The 16,364-nt window shown below is 62.0% G+C and carries 13 protein-coding genes and 1 rRNA gene; 5 read left to right on the top strand and 9 right to left on the bottom strand.

Going from position 1 to position 16,364, the window contains the following annotated elements:
• Positions 1-222: 222 nt before the first annotated feature.
• Together HAV21_RS05765 and HAV21_RS05760 are read right to left on the bottom strand one after the other, a co-directional pair.
• Positions 223-1,671, bottom strand: a complete 1,449-nt coding sequence (locus HAV21_RS05765; protein WP_166840964.1) for an FAD-binding oxidoreductase — start codon at positions 1,669-1,671, stop codon at positions 223-225.
• A 169-nt stretch (positions 1,672-1,840) separates the two neighbouring features.
• A complete protein-coding gene (locus tag HAV21_RS05760; RefSeq protein ID WP_166840962.1) occupies positions 1,841-2,350 on the bottom strand; it encodes an amino-acid N-acetyltransferase in 510 nt (169 codons plus the stop codon).
• 147 nt (positions 2,351-2,497) lie between these two features.
• Between HAV21_RS05760 and HAV21_RS05755 the strand changes: the two genes are divergently transcribed.
• The gene (locus HAV21_RS05755) at positions 2,498-3,364 is read left to right on the top strand and encodes a hypothetical protein (protein ID WP_142937171.1); all 867 of its coding nucleotides are present in this window, start codon (positions 2,498-2,500) and stop codon (positions 3,362-3,364) included.
• A 51-nt stretch (positions 3,365-3,415) separates the two neighbouring features.
• Here the strand turns inward: HAV21_RS05755 and HAV21_RS05750 are convergent, their stop codons facing one another.
• The 6 genes from HAV21_RS05750 to lysS form a co-directional block, all read right to left on the bottom strand.
• Positions 3,416-5,518 (bottom strand): alpha/beta fold hydrolase, encoded by a 2,103-nt coding sequence (locus tag HAV21_RS05750; protein WP_208096345.1) that lies wholly within the window; start codon positions 5,516-5,518, stop codon positions 3,416-3,418.
• A 129-nt stretch (positions 5,519-5,647) separates the two neighbouring features.
• Positions 5,648-6,865, bottom strand: coding sequence for a glycosyltransferase (locus HAV21_RS05745; protein ID WP_166840958.1), 1,218 nt, complete (start codon positions 6,863-6,865; stop codon positions 5,648-5,650).
• Between the two features lie 167 nt (positions 6,866-7,032).
• Positions 7,033-9,525: an ATP-dependent Clp protease ATP-binding subunit gene (locus HAV21_RS05740; protein WP_026541632.1), complete on the bottom strand. Its 2,493-nt coding sequence runs from the start codon at positions 9,523-9,525 to the stop codon at positions 7,033-7,035.
• A 362-nt stretch (positions 9,526-9,887) separates the two neighbouring features.
• Complete coding sequence (locus HAV21_RS05735; protein WP_014920382.1) at positions 9,888-10,214, bottom strand: Lsr2 family protein; 327 nt, start codon at positions 10,212-10,214, stop codon at positions 9,888-9,890.
• Between the two features lie 128 nt (positions 10,215-10,342).
• Positions 10,343-10,516 carry a hypothetical protein gene (locus HAV21_RS05730; protein ID WP_011772935.1) on the bottom strand — a complete coding sequence of 58 codons (174 nt, stop codon included), beginning with the start codon at positions 10,514-10,516 and terminating at the stop codon, positions 10,343-10,345.
• A 2-nt stretch (positions 10,517-10,518) separates the two neighbouring features.
• The gene (gene lysS / locus HAV21_RS05725) at positions 10,519-12,048 is read right to left on the bottom strand and encodes a lysine--tRNA ligase (RefSeq protein ID WP_166840956.1); all 1,530 of its coding nucleotides are present in this window, start codon (positions 12,046-12,048) and stop codon (positions 10,519-10,521) included.
• A gap of 75 nt (positions 12,049-12,123) precedes the next feature.
• Between lysS and HAV21_RS05720 the strand changes: the two genes are divergently transcribed.
• From HAV21_RS05720 to HAV21_RS05705, 4 genes are all read left to right on the top strand, one after another.
• A complete protein-coding gene (locus tag HAV21_RS05720) occupies positions 12,124-13,035 on the top strand; it encodes an alpha/beta hydrolase (protein ID WP_166840954.1) in 912 nt (303 codons plus the stop codon).
• A 9-nt stretch (positions 13,036-13,044) separates the two neighbouring features.
• Positions 13,045-13,899 (top strand): alpha/beta hydrolase, encoded by an 855-nt coding sequence (locus HAV21_RS05715; protein ID WP_166840952.1) that lies wholly within the window; start codon positions 13,045-13,047, stop codon positions 13,897-13,899.
• Positions 13,900-13,970: 71 nt separating this feature from the next.
• The gene (locus tag HAV21_RS05710; protein WP_166840950.1) at positions 13,971-14,804 is read left to right on the top strand and encodes an alpha/beta hydrolase; all 834 of its coding nucleotides are present in this window, start codon (positions 13,971-13,973) and stop codon (positions 14,802-14,804) included.
• Positions 14,805-14,982: 178 nt separating this feature from the next.
• Positions 14,983-15,876, top strand: coding sequence for a glucose 1-dehydrogenase (locus HAV21_RS05705; protein ID WP_166840948.1), 894 nt, complete (start codon positions 14,983-14,985; stop codon positions 15,874-15,876).
• 163 nt (positions 15,877-16,039) lie between these two features.
• Here HAV21_RS05705 and rrf read toward each other — a convergent pair.
• Positions 16,040-16,156, bottom strand: a 5S ribosomal RNA gene (gene rrf / locus HAV21_RS05700).
• Positions 16,157-16,364: the final 208 nt, after the last annotated feature.

The following is a 16,364-nucleotide window of genomic DNA, read 5'->3' as shown; positions in this document are numbered from 1 at the left end:
GATGCTGCTTTTCGGTCCGCTAATCCTCGGCCGCTTGGGTTGTCACCGCCTCGGGTTTACTTCCGGCCTGATACTCGGGCCAGAAGGCAGAGTACAGATCAGGGTTCGAGTGGCCCGCGTCCTGCCAAGAGGTTTCGTGGGGCCATGATCCGTAAGGCATATCGATCTGGAATGCGGAGAAATCGGGGAACGTGACCCTGGGGTCCATTGTTCGCATCCCCCTTAGCTATTCAGGACGGCGTCGCCGCCGGTAGAGACAACGTCCTGCAGCAGCACCGTCTGATCGATGACCGGAAGCCCTACAACGTGACCGAAGCTAAACATATTCTTCGGATCCAGCTCCGCTTTCGCCTTCCTGAGCCGTTCGCGTGCACCGGGCAGCCACGGCCTTTCCCTGTCCTCAGCATCCACAAAGTGGCCGTGCAGATTCACGAACGTCCCCGCATTGGCAGCCGGACGAAGGTCTTCATGAACCGAGCTAAAGACTGTTGGCAGGATGTCCAGGACCGGCGGGACAGCAATGGCTCCCATAAAGAAGCTGAACGCTGCGTCACGGCCACCCACAATGTCTTCTCCGTCCGCACTCTTTGCCAGGGCGCCGCCCAGGAGCCGCAGTTCCGCCAACAACACAGGACTGTCCACCCCGGGACCAAAGTGCCGCAACAGGGCATCTTCGGTTTGTTCGTCCAGACGATCCAGCAGGAAGCCATGCTCCCGCACAGGCACCGGCTGGTCCGGGTCCTGGTGAATGGTGTCGAATTGGGTGGGGCTCAAAGGCCCGGTGGCGTCCATCATAAAGGGTGCGCAAGTGCGCATTGGCTCCAGGACTTCCGAGGCGGTTGCCGGATCACCTTGATAGGCGTAGCGGAGATGGATGACGAACTTTCCACGCAGTGGCTCCGGAATCATTTCCATCTCCGGGAGGCGCAGGAACGCCATGGACGCTGATGCCTCCACCGGCAGCGAAGGCACCCACTCCCGGAATGCCCGCAGGACCTCAGGCGCATGTCCGCCGTCGAAGTACAACCCGCCGGCGTAAAGATCGTCCGCCGGGAAGAGATGGAATTCCATGGCCGTGACGATGCCAAGGTTTCCTTTGCCGCCACGGAGAAGGTAGAACAACTCCGGGTTCTCGTCTTTGGTCACCCGGCGCTGCGTGCCGTCGGCGGTGACGAGTTCAAAGGCAATGACGTGATCTGAGGCGAAACCATATTTGCGGCCCAGGATGGGCAGGCCGCCGCCCAGGGTGTAGCCCACCACCCCAACGTCGGTAGTGGAACCGCAGAGGCCCATCAAACCGAAGGTCGCGGCGAGATCCACCACGGCCTTCCAACGGACGCCCGCACCAACGCGGGCAGTTTTCTCGATGGGGTCAATGCTCAGCTCCAGCATCCGGCGGGTGCTGATGAGCAGGCCGCCCTCAATGGCATTGGTGGCGCCGTGACCGGTGGACTGGACGGAGACGGGCATACCGCGCTCAGCCGCCCAGCGAACAGCCGCGGAAACGTCCTCAGCATCGAGGGCGCCGAAGGCAAGATCAGGTTGGTGCTGTGTAGAGAGGTTGAAAGCCGCTACTTCGGGAGCGAACCCCGGATCGGCAGGCGTGAACACGGGGCCGTGCACGCTGAGTTGGAGTTCTGAAACATCTGAAAAGGACGCGAGGGACTGCATGATCTTCTCTCAATTGACCGATGTGGTGGAAGCTTCCCCAGCAAGCCACCATCAGTTTATCCATCAAGTGGATATAAGAGAAGGGAAAATAAATCACGCATAATCGGGCAGGCCTGAGCCACTTGGCCTTGGTGGCGAAAATTAAACCGCAAGAGTGCTGCGGCGGGTGTTAGAGCTGCTTGATCATGCGCGTGTTGCCCAGGGTGTTGGGCTTTACGCGGGCAAGGTCAAGGAACTCGGCAACGCCTTCGTCATGCGAGCGCAGCAGCTCCGAGTACACCTGGGGATCCACGGCCGACTGGTCCGCCATGACTTCGAATCCGTGGCGCCTGAAGAAGTCCACTTCAAAGGTCAAGCAGAACACACGGCTCACGCCAAGCGCCCGCGCTTCTTCCAGCAGGTTCTCCACAAGGACGTGACCCACTCCGCGCCCGCGCCAGGAGTCGGCTGCGGCAAGGGTGCGGATTTCCGCCAAGTCTTCCCACATGACGTGCAGGGCCCCGCAGCCGATCACTTCGCCATCGTCGGATTCAGCAATCCGAAATTCCTGGAGGCTCTCGTAGTACGCCACAGTCTCCTTGGCCATGAGGATCCGCTCCTCGGCCAAGGGGGCCACAAGCCTCTTGATCGCCGCCACGTCGCTGGTGCGGGCAGGGCGGAGGCTGAAGGTCGAATTCACTCCCCCATCCTAACGAGGCAAACAGGTCCCGGCCGCGCACACAGCACCACATGGTTCGCGAACGGATGATCCGGAGTCCGGTCGTCGGACAGGACGCCAGGGAGGAACTAGTCTCAAGTGGTGCCACCCAACTGGAAAGGTATTGAGATGAAGAAGGCCGTTCTCACTCTGGAGGGCACCCTCAGCGATGTTGTCGCCGTCTCGGAAGCGGCAGCGAAGGCCATTGCCGTAAATGACAGGGTTCGGCAGCGGCTGTACCGCGAGTTGCATAGGCTGCACGAGCGTCGTGGTGCATTAGCAAAAGCCCCCGACATTACGAGGGGACGAAAGCGAATCCTGTGGCAGGCATTGTGGGGCTTCCTCCTCAGCGCCGGCTTGTCGGCCGCACTGACAGCAGCCGTGATGTTCGGTCCTTCAGATCGCAAGAGCACCTATATCACCGCGGAGCAGGCAGCTTCGGTAGCCTCCCCTGCCGCGGTGATCGGAATCGTGCTCCTGGCAGTTGCACTCTTCCTCCCGGTGCCCGCAAGGCCGGCAGCACGATACGGAACCGTGTGCACACTGATTGTGGGACTTTTCGTCGTCGGCCTCGTGACCTTCAGGGCTGCCACGGGCGTCGCCGATGATCGAGGATTTGATACCGGGCAGGTCGCACCGTGGCTCATCAAGATGACGCTGACACTTGCACTCCTGGCCCTCCTCGCTTGGCGCCTGAACCGCAAACGATTGCTGGAACTCCAGCGGGACCTCAGTCCCGCAGCTCGCAAAGAGGCTATGCGAAACTTACGGTCGGCGGCTGAACACCTTGCGGCAACGTCGGTTGAACATTGGGACCGAGGAGCCAGCGGCTCGGTATCAGCGGCATGGAAGGCACAACTGAAGCAGCTGGAGCAACAAGGGACACCCTCGCATGTCATCGCTCAGGCACAAGCGATCGGGCCGATCGCATGGCTTGCCCGGTTTGTCTACGGCGGCGATTTCAACGGGGACCTGCGCAGAATCCTGTCCCGATAACACCAAGACAAACGGTAGCGGCGGCCAATGAGGGTTCCCGCGTCACCGGATCTACACTCCCAGCTCCACCGGCAAAGGAACGTCCTCGCCCAGCACCTGCTTGGCCAGGAAGCTCTCAACCACTCCGTACCAAACCTTCGCGTGCTGAGGCTGCAGGATCCAGTGGTTCTCGTCGGGGAAGTACAGGAAGCGGTGCGGGCTTTGGCCGTTCTCATCGGCCGGCAGCTGGGATGAGGACAGTAGCTCGTACCAGAGGCGGAGGCCTTCGCCGATGGGAACGCGATAATCCTTGTCACCGTGGATGACCAGCATGGGAGTGTTGATATTGCCCACGTTCCGGTGCGGCGAGTTTTCCATCGCCATTTCCACGGTCATTTCCTTGAGCCAGTACTGGGCGGCGTCGGTGGTGGGGCCGAATTGGTCCAGTGCCCACAGGCTGGCGTGGGTGACGATTGCCTTGAAGCGGTCGGTTTGCCCGGCAACCCAGTTGGCCATGTATCCGCCGAAGGACCCGCCCATTGCCGCGGTCCGCGATTCGTCAACGTCCGGGCGGGCAGCCACGGCGTCCGTAATGGCCATGAGGTCCGTGAAGGGCTTCTTTCCCCATTCGCCCCACCCGCGCTGGATGAACTCCTGGCCGTACCCGGTGGACAGGGCGGGGTCGGGAAGGAGAACGGCATAGCCCTTGGCTACAAGCAGCCACGGGTTCCAGCGCCACGTCCAGGCATTCCACGAACCCAATGGCCCGCCGTGGATCCACAGCAGGAGCGGTGCCGGGTTGTCCTTGGACGCGCTCTCAGGGAGCGCCAGGTATGCAGGAATACGGGAGCCATCTTCGGCAGTCGTTTCCACGCGCTCCAACTTGCCCTTGAAAACCGGCCGCTCCGCCGGCGCCTGCAACCGGACCACCTCACCGGTGGAGACATTAATCCGTACAGCCTCGGCGGGGAACTCGTACGAGCTTCGGAGCGCATACGCCGTGGTTCCGTCCGGGGAAACCACGACGTCGGAATAGGCGGAGGCGTCTTCCGTCACCCGAGTGACTGCTCCATCCGCGACGCTGATCCGGAAAACCGGCGACGCGCCGTCGTCGTCCGCTGTTACCAGCACGGCGCTGCCGTCGGGGAGCCAGGCGACGGGGTTGGCCCAGCGGTCCCATTGGTGCGCGAGCGGCTCCAAGTCGATGGTCTCGCCGCCGGCGACGTTGAGCATGTGGAGTTTCACTTGGGGAGCCTGCGCGGGTGTTGTGTCGCTCTCGCTCTGCACCACCAATGTCCGGTTGTCCGGGCTCACCGGACCGGGGAAGTAGCTCATTCCCGGGTGGTCCAGCAGGACCTTGACTGTCCCGGTCGCGACGTCGACGGCGGCAAGCACCTCGCGGCTGTCAGCCTTAGCGAGCGCTTTGGTCATGCTGGTGTAGATGGTCTTGCCGTCCGGGCTCACCACTGTCTTGGCTTCGCGCAGCGATCCGCCGACCCCGGGTGTCAAGTTCCGGAGGTGCAGCGGCGTTGACGCATCCACGGTGGACGGCTTACCGGGGGCTTCGTCTTCACCCTGCTCCACAGCGAAGATCCGCGGCTCGGCCGGACCGAGGTCGGCATCCCAGTAGCGGACCGGGTAGCCGCTGTGCAGAATGGCCGAGACCTTGTTGTCCTTGCGGGCTTTGCGTCGTTCCTCGTCGTTCTCCTCGTCCGCGGATCCAGCCAGGACCTCAGCGTTGACGAAGGTGGCATGGGCGTCCCGGGCGGCCATGACCGAGCCGATGCCACCCGAACGTGAGTGGACCACGCGGGCCTCTCCCCCGTCCGCGGGCAGCAGCCACAGTGCATTCACGGGGTCCGCGTCGGGGCTTTCCGGATCGGGACGGGCCGAGGTGAAGTACAGGTCGCCGTTGGCAGCGAAGACGGCACCGGATTCGCCTTTTGAGCTGCGGGTGATGCGGCGCGCGTGTTTCCGGCCGCTGGGGTCCAGCTCCCAGAGCGCAGTGGCGAACTCGGTTCCTTTGCCGTTTAGCGTGGTCACGGTGGTGACCAGTCGCTTGCCGTCCGGACTGAGGGTGAGGCCACCGACCCGGGGGATGGCGAGGTAGTGGTCAATGTCATGGAACGGGGTTTCGGGCTGCTCGGCCCGTGTATGAGTGTCAGCAGAGTCCATGGTCCGATTCAACACGGATTGTGCACCAGATCACAGAGTGGTTCACTCACAGTGAAACAGTACTTTCACATATTCACCCAACTGAGTCGCAGCAGAGCGCGTTTTGAACGCTCAAAACGCGCTCTGCTGCTACTTACTTGGGAGGTCTTCCAGGGCTCCGAGCACAGGCGCGGTTCCGTCCTCCGCTGCGATGGCCGCCGCCACTTCCGCGGCGCGGTGCGCGTACGACGGCGTGCTGACGGCTTGAGTGATCGCGTCACCAAGGCGCTCCGGAGTCAGCTTCTTATAGGGCATCGGCTGGGGACCCGCTCCGAGTGATGCAATGCGGGCCGCCCACAGCGGCTGGTCCGTGTAGACCGGGACGCCGATGGCAGGCACCCCTGCACGAAAGCCGGCCGCCGTGGTTCCCGCCCCGGCGTGATGTACCACTGCCGCCATCTGCGGGAACAGCCACTCATGCGGAACGCCCCCAATGCCAATCGCATCGTCACCCAGGGCTCCGTCCGCTCCCTGTACAACAGCCCGCACTCCGGCACGGCGGGTGGCCTCGAGGATGAAGGCGGGATCGATGTGGGCGCTGCTTCCAAAACCGACAAAAACGGGCGGTGGGCCTGCGGCAAGGAAAGCCACGAGTTCCGCCGAAGGCTGCCAGTCCGCCTTCACGGCCGGCCACCAGTATCCAGCCATCACCAAGCCCGAGTGCCAATCTGCAGGCCTTGGCAGAACTGAAGGACTGATGCCGTGAAGAATAGTGGCGTGCGCTTTTCGACGACGGCGCTCACCGGCCGCGCGACTCTGCTTGCCGAGCCCCAACTCCTTGCGCAAGCGTGCACTGGGCGCGTCATAGGGAGCTGGACCCGCAGCTGCGCGCTCACCGATGATCTTGTTTCCCAGAGCGCCAAGGCTCCGGGCAGAATTCATGAGAACCGGCGGATATGCCGCGCTCGGCTCCGTGGGCTGCAAATGTGCGCCGATGGCCGGAATGCCCAATGCTTCTGCGATGTCGTACGCATAGGGCGCCACCGAATTGGCCAAGATCACGTCAGCCCCGGCCTCAGCCGCAGCCAGGGTTCCGGTGGCGGCGTCATCCATGTATTCAGTGAGCTTTCGCCAGAAAGTGGGCACGCCCGCGGATGACGCCTTGGCGCCGGGGGCTGGTTGCCTGATCAACCCGGCCAGATCCCCGGGCAGCGGCCTGAACTCGCAGCCGGACTCGACAACAAGAGGGGCGTAGGCAGGGTTGGACGCGATGGCCACCTCATAGCCCAGGTTTTGTAGACGGTTTCCCAGCCCCGCCATGGGCGCGACATCTCCCCGAGTCCCCGGAGCCACCATGAGAACGCGCATGCGGTCCCACCTCCCTTCTTCGGAGTTTTTGTACAGATAACGCCCTTATGAAGCCACCTTATGGGCATTATCTGTACAAAAACTCGGCACGCGCCAACGCAAAAGCCCCGCCCGCTCTTTGTTGGAGCGGGCGGGGCTTAGTGCTGGTGCGCTTTGTGCTGTAGAGACTACGCGGTCGGAGCGATCTCCGGGATTCGCGGCTTGGCGTTGCCTTCGAATGTGAACTTGGCGTCGTCACCTTCGCCGTCAACGTCCACCACAACAATGTCGCCGGAGTGGAGTTCGCCGAACAGGATCTTCTCGGACAGCTGGTCCTCGATCTCGCGCTGGATGGTCCGGCGCAGAGGCCGGGCGCCCATGGCGGGATCGTAACCACGCGTGGCCAGGAGAACCTTGGCGGCGGGCGTGAGCTCGATGCCCATGTCCTTGTCCTTGAGGCGACGCTCCAAGCGGGTCACGAACAGGTCCACGATCTCGATGATCTCGTCCTGCGTCAGCTGCGGGAACACCACGACGTCGTCAACACGGTTGAGGAACTCGGGGCGGAAGTGCTGCTTGAGCTCCTCCGTCACGCGGGCCCGCATCCGGTTGTAGCCGGTCTGGGTGTCTGTACCGGACTGGAAGCCAGTGGCCACGCTCTTGGAGATATCGCGGGTACCAAGGTTGGTGGTCATGATGATCACCGTGTTCTTGAAGTCCACCACTCGGCCCTGGGAGTCGGTCAGTCGGCCGTCTTCCAGAATCTGCAGCAGTGAGTTGAAGAGGTCCGCGTGGGCCTTTTCCACTTCGTCGAACAGGACCACGGAGAACGGACGCCTGCGGACCTTCTCGGTCAGCTGGCCGCCTTCTTCGTAGCCGACATAGCCCGGAGGTGCACCGAAGAGACGCGAAACCGTGTGCTTCTCGGAGTACTCGGACATGTCCAGCGTGATGAGGGCGTCCTCTTCACCGAACAGGAACTCGGCAAGGGCCTTGGCGAGCTCGGTCTTGCCGACGCCGGTGGGGCCGGCGAAGATGAACGAGCCACCCGGACGCTTGGGGTCCTTCAGGCCTGCACGGGTACGGCGGATGGCCTGGGACAGAGCCTTGATGGCCTCGTCCTGGCCCACAACGCGCTTGTGCAGTTCGTCTTCCATCTTGAGCAGGCGCGAGGACTCTTCCTCGGTGAGCTTGAAGACCGGAATGCCCGTGGAGTTCGCAAGAACTTCCGCGATCAAGTCCTCGTCAACCTCGGAGATGTCGTCCATGCCGCCGGACTTCCACGTGCGTTCCTTCTCTGCGCGTTCGGCAATGAGCTTCTGCTCCTTGTCGCGCAGCGAGGCAGCACCCTCGAAGTCCTGGGCGTCGATTGCCGATTCCTTCTCCATCTTGACGTCAGCAATGCGCTCGTCCATGGCCTTGAGCTCCGGCGGAGCGGTCATGCGGCGGATGCGCAGGCGTGCGCCGGCTTCATCGATGAGGTCGATCGCCTTGTCCGGAAGGAAGCGGTCCGAGATGTAACGCTCGGCCAGCTGCGCCGCCGAGGCGAGGGCGCCGTCGGTGATCGTTACGCGGTGGTGTGCCTCGTAGCGGTCACGCAGGCCCTTGAGGATCTCGATCGCGTGCGCAACAGAGGGTTCCTTGACCTGGATGGGCTGGAAACGACGCTCAAGCGCAGCGTCCTTCTCAATGTGCTTGCGGTACTCGTCAAGGGTGGTAGCACCGATGGTCTGGAGTTCACCACGGGCCAGCATCGGCTTGAGGATGGATGCAGCATCGATGGCACCCTCGGCAGCACCTGCACCAACGAGGGTGTGAATCTCGTCGATGAAGAGGATGATGTCGCCGCGGGTGCGGATTTCCTTGAGAACCTTCTTCAGGCGCTCTTCAAAGTCACCGCGGTAGCGCGAACCGGCAACAAGGGAACCGAGGTCAAGCGTGTACAGCTGCTTGTCCTTGATGGTCTCCGGGACATCGCCGCGAACGATCGCCTGGGCGAGGCCTTCGACGACGGCAGTCTTACCGACGCCGGGCTCACCGATCAGGACCGGGTTGTTCTTGGTACGGCGGGAGAGGACCTGCATGACGCGTTCCATCTCCTGCTCGCGGCCGATCACGGGATCGAGCTTGTTCTCGCGGGCAGCCTGGGTGAGGTTGCGTCCGAACTGGTCAAGCACCACCGAACCGGCAGGAGTACCTTCCGGCTGGCCCTGGCCCGAGCCGCTGCCAGCGGTCTCCTTGCCCTGGTAGCCGGAGAGCAACTGGATAACCTGCTGACGGACCCGGTTCAGGTCCGCCCCAAGCTTCACCAGCACCTGGGCGGCCACGCCTTCGCCTTCGCGAATGAGGCCGAGCAGGATGTGCTCAGTACCGATGTAGTTGTGGCCGAGCTGCAGTGCTTCGCGGAGGGAAAGCTCGAGCACCTTCTTGGCGCGCGGCGTGAAGGGGATGTGACCGGACGGGGCTTGCTGGCCCTGACCGATGATCTCCTGCACCTGCTCACGAACGCCATCGAGCGAAATGCTCAGGGACTCGAGCGCCTTGGCAGCAACGCCTTCACCCTCGTGGATAAGACCCAAGAGGATGTGCTCGGTACCGATGTAATTGTGGTTGAGCATCCGTGCCTCTTCTTGGGCAAGGACGACCACGCGACGGGCACGGTCCGTAAATCTCTCAAACATTTCGCCACACTCCTAGCTACGACGTACTTTGATGCTACGTGTCTGAGAAGCACTTTTGGGGCGTGTTCGCCACAGGGGAAACATGACGTGATTGCGGAATAAATCCGGCTCCAGCCCTTGACCTCGGCCAGCCGCCGGTGTCACCCTGTCGCCTTGCCGGGCATCACACAGTGGCGCCGGCCGGAAGCATTTCCGGCCGCCCTTGGCCGCGAGTTAGTTGAAACCCCATTCATGCCGGTATTCGAACCTTGCTACTCCTGGGGATTCACAGGATATTCCAAGGCTTGGGAGGGACTCCCGCAAACTTCCGACTTAAACGCCAATGCCCCGGCAAGAGACTGCCGGGGCATTGCAGCGGTTAATCAGGAATTGGCCTTTTGGTAGGCTTCCTGAATTTCAGCCTGAATACGACCGCGGCTGTTGACGGTGTAGCCGTTGTCACGGGCCCACTGGCGGATTTGCGCGGAATCCTGGTTACGTGCGGCTGTTGCACGGCCCCTGGTTGCGCGGCCGGAAGAAGTCTTCCTAGCCTTTGCGACGTAGGGCTCCAATGCCTTGCGCAGCGAGGCTGCGTTGGCAGTGGACAGGTCCATCTCGTAGCTCACGCCATCGAGGCCAAAACGGACAGTTTCGTCCGCGGCGCCTTCATCCAGGTCATCGACGAGGATGATTTTTACTTTCTGTGCCATGAGGTGCCTCTCATTTGGAGGGTTGGATATTCAGAAATTCCCCGGATTCCTTTGATGATTATCGTTCACGGCAAGCATGCACGTCAAAGCGTAATTGGATTCTCTTCAGTTAGCTGAACCCAATTGAGCTATTTAGCTGCCGGCCCCTCGGAGGCAGGTCCCGAGTTTTTCAAATTCGCTTCGGCCTGCGCCTTGGCTTCCGCCTGACGTTCTGATTTGTCCGCATTGAAGATCGACTTCATGGCAAACCAGAAGATCAATCCCACCACAATGGATGGCGCCAGGACTGCGATGTACTCCATAATCAGTGACCTTCAGGCTTCAACAACGGGAACAGGATGGTTTCGCGGATACCAGCACCGGTAAACAGCATCACCAGGCGGTCAATACCCAACCCGATGCCACCCATGGGTGGTGCACCGTATTCAAGGGCCCTCAGGAAGTCCTCGTCCAGCTGCATGGCTTCCTCGTCGCCTGCAGCGGAGCGACGGGACTGCTCTGTGAGGCGCTCACGCTGGATCACGGGATCAATGAGCTCAGAGAACGCCGTTCCCCGCTCCATGCCGCCAATAATCAGGTCCCAGGCCTCAATGAGCCGGCCGTCTTCACGGTGCGGGCGAGCCAGCGGCTGGGCGGACGGCGGGTAGTCGTAAACAAATGTGGGGTTCAGCAGGGTTGGTTCCACGATCTCGCCGAACAGTTCCACAACGATCTTCTCGGCGTCCCATTTGGGGTCCACCTTGACCTCGTGCTTGGCAGCAATTGCCAGCAGTTCATCCACCGTGGTGTCCGGAGTAATTTCAATCCCCACAGCTTCGGAAATACCCGGGTACACCGAAATCCACGCCCATTCGCCGTCGAGGTTAATTTCCCCGGCGTCCGTCTGGATGGTGCGCGTCCCCACGACGTCGGCCACGTTCAGGATGATTTCCTTCATGCGCTCGGCCATGACGAACTGGTCCGCCCACGCTTCGTAGCATTCGAGGGTGGTGAATTCGGGGCTGTGCGTGGAGTCCACGCCTTCGTTGCGGAAGACCCGGCCCATGTCATAGACGCGGTCAATGCCGCCAACAACAGCGCGCTTGAGGAAGAGCTCAGTGGCGATGCGCAAGGTCATCTTCTGGTCGAAAGCGTTCATGTGCGTCTCGAACGGACGTGCGGTAGCTCCGCCGTGGACCAGCTGCAGGATGGGAGTCTCCACCTCCACGTAACCGTGGCGGTCAAGGGTGTCGCGGACCGAGCGGGTGATGGCTGCACGCTTGTAGACCATTTCGCGGGCTTCGTCGCGGACCATGAGGTCAACGTAGCGCTGGCGAACACGGGTTTCCTCATTCAGTTCCGCGTGCAGGACCGGGAGCGGGCGCAAGGCCTTGGATGCCATGGACCAGGAGTCGGCCATGACAGACAGCTCACCGCGGCGGGAAGAGATGACCTCGCCCTTGATAAAGACGTGGTCTCCAAGGTCAACAAGGGCCTTCCAGTCAGCGAGCGCTTCCTCACCGACATTGGCCAGGCTCAGCATTGCCTGGAGGCGCACCCCCTTGCCGTCCACCCCGCCCTCCTGGAGCGTGGCGAAGCACAGCTTGCCGGTATTGCGGACGAAGACGACGCGGCCGGTGATGCCCACGGTGTCTCCCGTGGTTTCATCGGCTTCAAGGTGTGCGTACTTCTCGCGGATCTCGCTGAGGGAATGGGTCCGTTCAACACCCACCGGATAGGCCTCGGTGCCGCGCTCCATCAGCTTGGCGCGCTTCTCCATACGGATGCGCATTTGCTCGCTGGCATCGATGGGCTCTGCGGAGGTGTTCTGGGCGGGGGTGTTTGCGGAAGTCACAATCCTTAAGTTTACCGGTGATTACGGGCCTTTACTTCCGGGGGCCCAGATCGGGGAAACGCATAGACTCAGGCTGTGGAAACGTGGACGGTTGAAACGAACGACGGCGGCGGGCAGCTTGAGGTGCACACCTTTCGGCCTGCCGATTCTGCAGGTGCTTCCCTTCCGGGTTCGAAGGCACCTGCTGAACCAGCCGGCGTCGTACTTGTTCATGGCACCTTGGTGACTGACGCCCTGTACTGGCCGTTCGCGCGGACGCTGAGCGTCATGCTGGGACGTCCGGTGCACAGTTATAACCGGCGCGGGAGGGGACATTCCACACCGCAGCCGCCCGACTATTCTGTGGGCACTGAGATCGCGGACCTTCAAACCGTCATGGAACGCACCGGCTCCACGGATGTGGTGGCACACAGCTATGGCGGATTCGTAGCACTGCAGGCCGCGCGCCAAGCCAGAATCAACAAGCTGGTGACGTACGACGCCGCCGTGTCGCTCTCAGGCAACCTCAGCAGCCGGTGGCGGCCCGAGCTCGAGGAAGCTGTAACCTCCGGCCAGCTGGATCACGCTTGGGCCCACCTGGTGCAAGGACTGGGAACGGCGGGGCCGATTTCCTATCTGCCCATGGGTGCGCTGCGTGCGCTCAGTGTCCTCTCCGCCCGGACCCGGCTGGGTTTGGAGATGCGCTCCCTCCTACCCACCGCCGTCACGGAAATGCGTGCGGTACTGGACGCGGACGCCCACCTTCACGATTTCATGCAGCTCTCCACCCCTACTCTCATGCTCAGCGGTGGGTGGAGTCCGTCGTATTTCGCCGAGACCGGCCGGATTCTGGCCGGTGCCGTGCCGGCCATCACCTTCGCGGTGGTGCCGCTTCAGTTCCATGAGGGTCCGCTCCGGCCCGGGAAACGGCTCGCGTCGCGGATCGCCCGGTTCCTGTCGGGTAGTCCCGGTAGTCCCGTGGAGGACGAAACCGACAGCGCCCCCTAGGATGTTCCGGTGAGGGAACGGGACATCAAAACGCACGACGGCGGCAATCTCGCCTTGTACAGCTACGGCACGGAAGAAGCGCCCGGGGAGCGCCGTGTGGTGCTCATTGGAGGCGCATTCCTCACTGCTCAGATCTACCGTCCTTTTTCCATAGCTCTATCCAAGGGACTGGGCGAAGGCTGGGCCGTGGATGTGTACGATCGCCGCGGCCGGGGCCAGTCAAGCGAGCAACCCCACAATTACTCCATGGCGACGGAAATCGCCGATGTCCGCACCATCATGGACGCCACGGGCGCCCGTAACATCATGGGCCATAGTTTGGGCGGCGCCGTGGCGCTCAACGCAGCCCAAGCCTTCGCAGGCACGCCCCACCAGCCGGACAAACTTGCCGTGTACGACGCCGCCGTAAACATTGACGGCAGCATGGACACCGGTTGGATCAAAGGGTTCGAGGACTCCGTCAATGCCGGTGACATCAATCAGGCCATGGCAAAGGTGAAGCGGGGTATGGAGGCTGGTACAGCACTTGCCCGCGTACCGGAACCCATTCTGGTCGGGCTCATGGCCGTGGTGTCACGAACCAAAGTCAACAAGCTCTTCCGCGACTTGCTGCCCACTGGCGTGGGGGAACTCAAAGCAGCCTTCGATGAGTCCGACACTCCGCGGGATTTCTCCGTCCTTCCTCCCAACACGCACTTCATGGTGGGTAAGAAGAGCCCGCAATTCTATAAGGTCACCGCAGCGCGCCTTAACAGGGCCGTTCCAGGCAGCACCTTGGAAGTCTCGCCCAAAGGCTTTCACGGCTCTGTTCCGGCCGCGGTCAATGAATTGGTTTCCGACATCTCGGACTATTTCAAGAGCTGATCCGTTCCCTGGTTATACACATAAGGGGCGGCATGCTGCCTGCATTCAGGTCGCTCGGTTAGGCTCGAGTTATGACGCGCGACATCATCATGACCCACGACGGCGGACACCTCGAAGTACTCACCACCGGCGGTGAACTGGCAGCAGCAGGCTCCGGCGTCGTCGTCGTTCCTGCATCAATGGTGACTGCCACTGACTACCAGCGTTTCGCTCAGAAACTCAGCGAGGCCCTTGGCCGCCCGGTCCACACGTTCAATCGCCGTGGGCGCGGGGATTCGTCCCCGCAGTCGGAGGACTACACGCTTGAAGCGGATATCCGGGACCTCCACGACGTCATGAAGCACACGTCCAGCACTGATGTGTTTGGTCACAGCTTCGGCGGCGCAGTGGCGCTGCACGCGGCCCGGACCCTTCCGGTGGAACGCCTGGCGGTGTACGACCCCGCCGTGTCCGTTAACCACAGTGTCAAAGCTGATTGGACACCGGATTATGAACGCGCGACGGCGGCCGGTGACTATGATCGCGCCCTCGCCATCCTCATCAAGGGAGTTGAGACCGGCGGCGCCTTCGCCCGCATGCCCCTGTCCATGCTGACCTTGGCAAACAAACTTGCCGCCGGAACGCCACTGGGCAAGCAGATGCGTGAGCTGATGAGCTGCGGTGTCCGCGAGATCAAGGCGGTCATCGCTGCGGACATGCCGGCCGAGCCGTTCGTTGAACTGCCTTTGGAGACCTTGATTGTGGTGGGCGAAAAGAGCCCCGCATACTTCGGCGTTGCGTGCGGCCAGATCCACGACATCCTTTCCGGATCCAGCTACACCATCCTGCCCGGCTCGGGGCATGACGGGCCTATCAAGGCTCCGGAAAAGCTGATCTCGGAGTTGTCAGAGTTCTTCTCGGGCTAGGACCTTCGCCGGCATTCGGGCGGGCTCTACGTCCTTGGACCGTGGTTTGGCAGAAACTTGTCCCCCGCTTAGGCTGTTAATACTAAGCCCCCTTACCTTTTATGGGGCGTGCGTTGACCGGTTCAGATTCCCGGCAGCTGCATGACGTGTTCCAGACCTCGGCAACAGGAGGACCACCATGACTGATCAGTACACATTCCGAAACCCCGTCACGGCCTACGAAAAAATCTCACCACCCAAACAGCACCAGCCCGAGCCCGGCCTCGACGCTGAACTGACGCCCCAAGCCGACCTGGGTGAAGAAAGCTACCGCGGAACGGGACGGCTGGAAGGCCGGAAGGCGATCGTCACCGGCGCGGACTCGGGAATTGGTGCCGCCACGGCCATCGCCTTTGCCCGGGAAGGGGCAGACGTCGTTCTTTCGTACCTGCCCGAAGAGGAAGAAGACGCAGCCCGAATTGCCGGCATCATCGAGGCCGCAGGCCGCAAGGCCGTGAAGGTGCCCGGAGACCTCAAAGACTCTGCCATGTGCCAGGAAGTGGTGGACACCGCAATTGCTGTCCTCGGCGGTGTGGACATCCTGGTCAACAACGCAGGCAAGCAAGTGGCGCAGGAAGATCTCACCGAGATCACCGACGAACAGTTCGACCACACGCAGAAGACCAACGTGTACGCCATGTTCTGGCTGACCAAGGCAGCGCTCCCCCACTTGCCTGCCGGATCCACCATCATCAACACCACATCCATCCAGGCCTACAACCCGTCACCAACACTGGTGGACTACGCCACCACCAAGGCGAGCATCAACAACTTCACCAAGGGACTCGCGCAGCAGCTGGCGCCCAAAGGCATCCGGGTCAATGCCGTAGCACCCGGCCCTATCTGGACCCCCCTACAGGTCAGCAGTGGTCAGCCGAAGGAAGAACTTCCGGAATTCGGGCAATCCACACCCCTGGGCCGCGCAGGCCAGCCCGCCGAACTGGCTCCGGCCTACGTGTTCCTTGCCTCAGCGGAATCCAGCTACGTTGTCGGTGAAACGCTCAACGTCAACGGCGGCAGCCCCACGCCATAATTAGCGGCCGCTCACCTATTCGGGTGCGGCTTCTTAGGGGGCGAGCTTGTCACCGCCTATTCGGGGCAGGCTCGCTCCCGGGGCGGGCTGCTCAGCCTGGTTGTGGGTCGGTTAAAGTCGAAGAGCCCCGACCGTGTTGGTCGGGGCTCCTCCGTGAATGGTTGTCCGGCGGTGTCCTACTCTCCCACACCCTCCCGGGTGCAGTACCATCGGCGCTGTGGGTCTTAGCTTCCGGGTTCGGAATGGGACCGGGCGTTTCCCCCACGCTATGACCGCCGTAACTCTGTTACCCGTCCCCCGTCCAGGTTGTTCTGGGGTGGGGGTGGGAAGACTGTGGTTACAACTGTGGTGTTGTTATTTAGTTGTTGGTTCCTGGTTCGAACGGTTGTTGTTCGGGAACCACATAGTGGACGCGTGCAGTGTGTGTTGTGTGGTGTAAGTTGTTGGCCTATTAGTACCGGTCAGCTTCACGAGTCTTTAGTCCTCGC

It is taken from the genome of Paenarthrobacter sp. MSM-2-10-13 (assembly GCF_011605365.1).
Lineage (GTDB): Bacteria > Actinomycetota > Actinomycetes > Actinomycetales > Micrococcaceae > Arthrobacter.
Note: the sequence above shows the minus strand (reverse complement) of the source record. Positions and strands in the feature narration are given on the sequence as shown.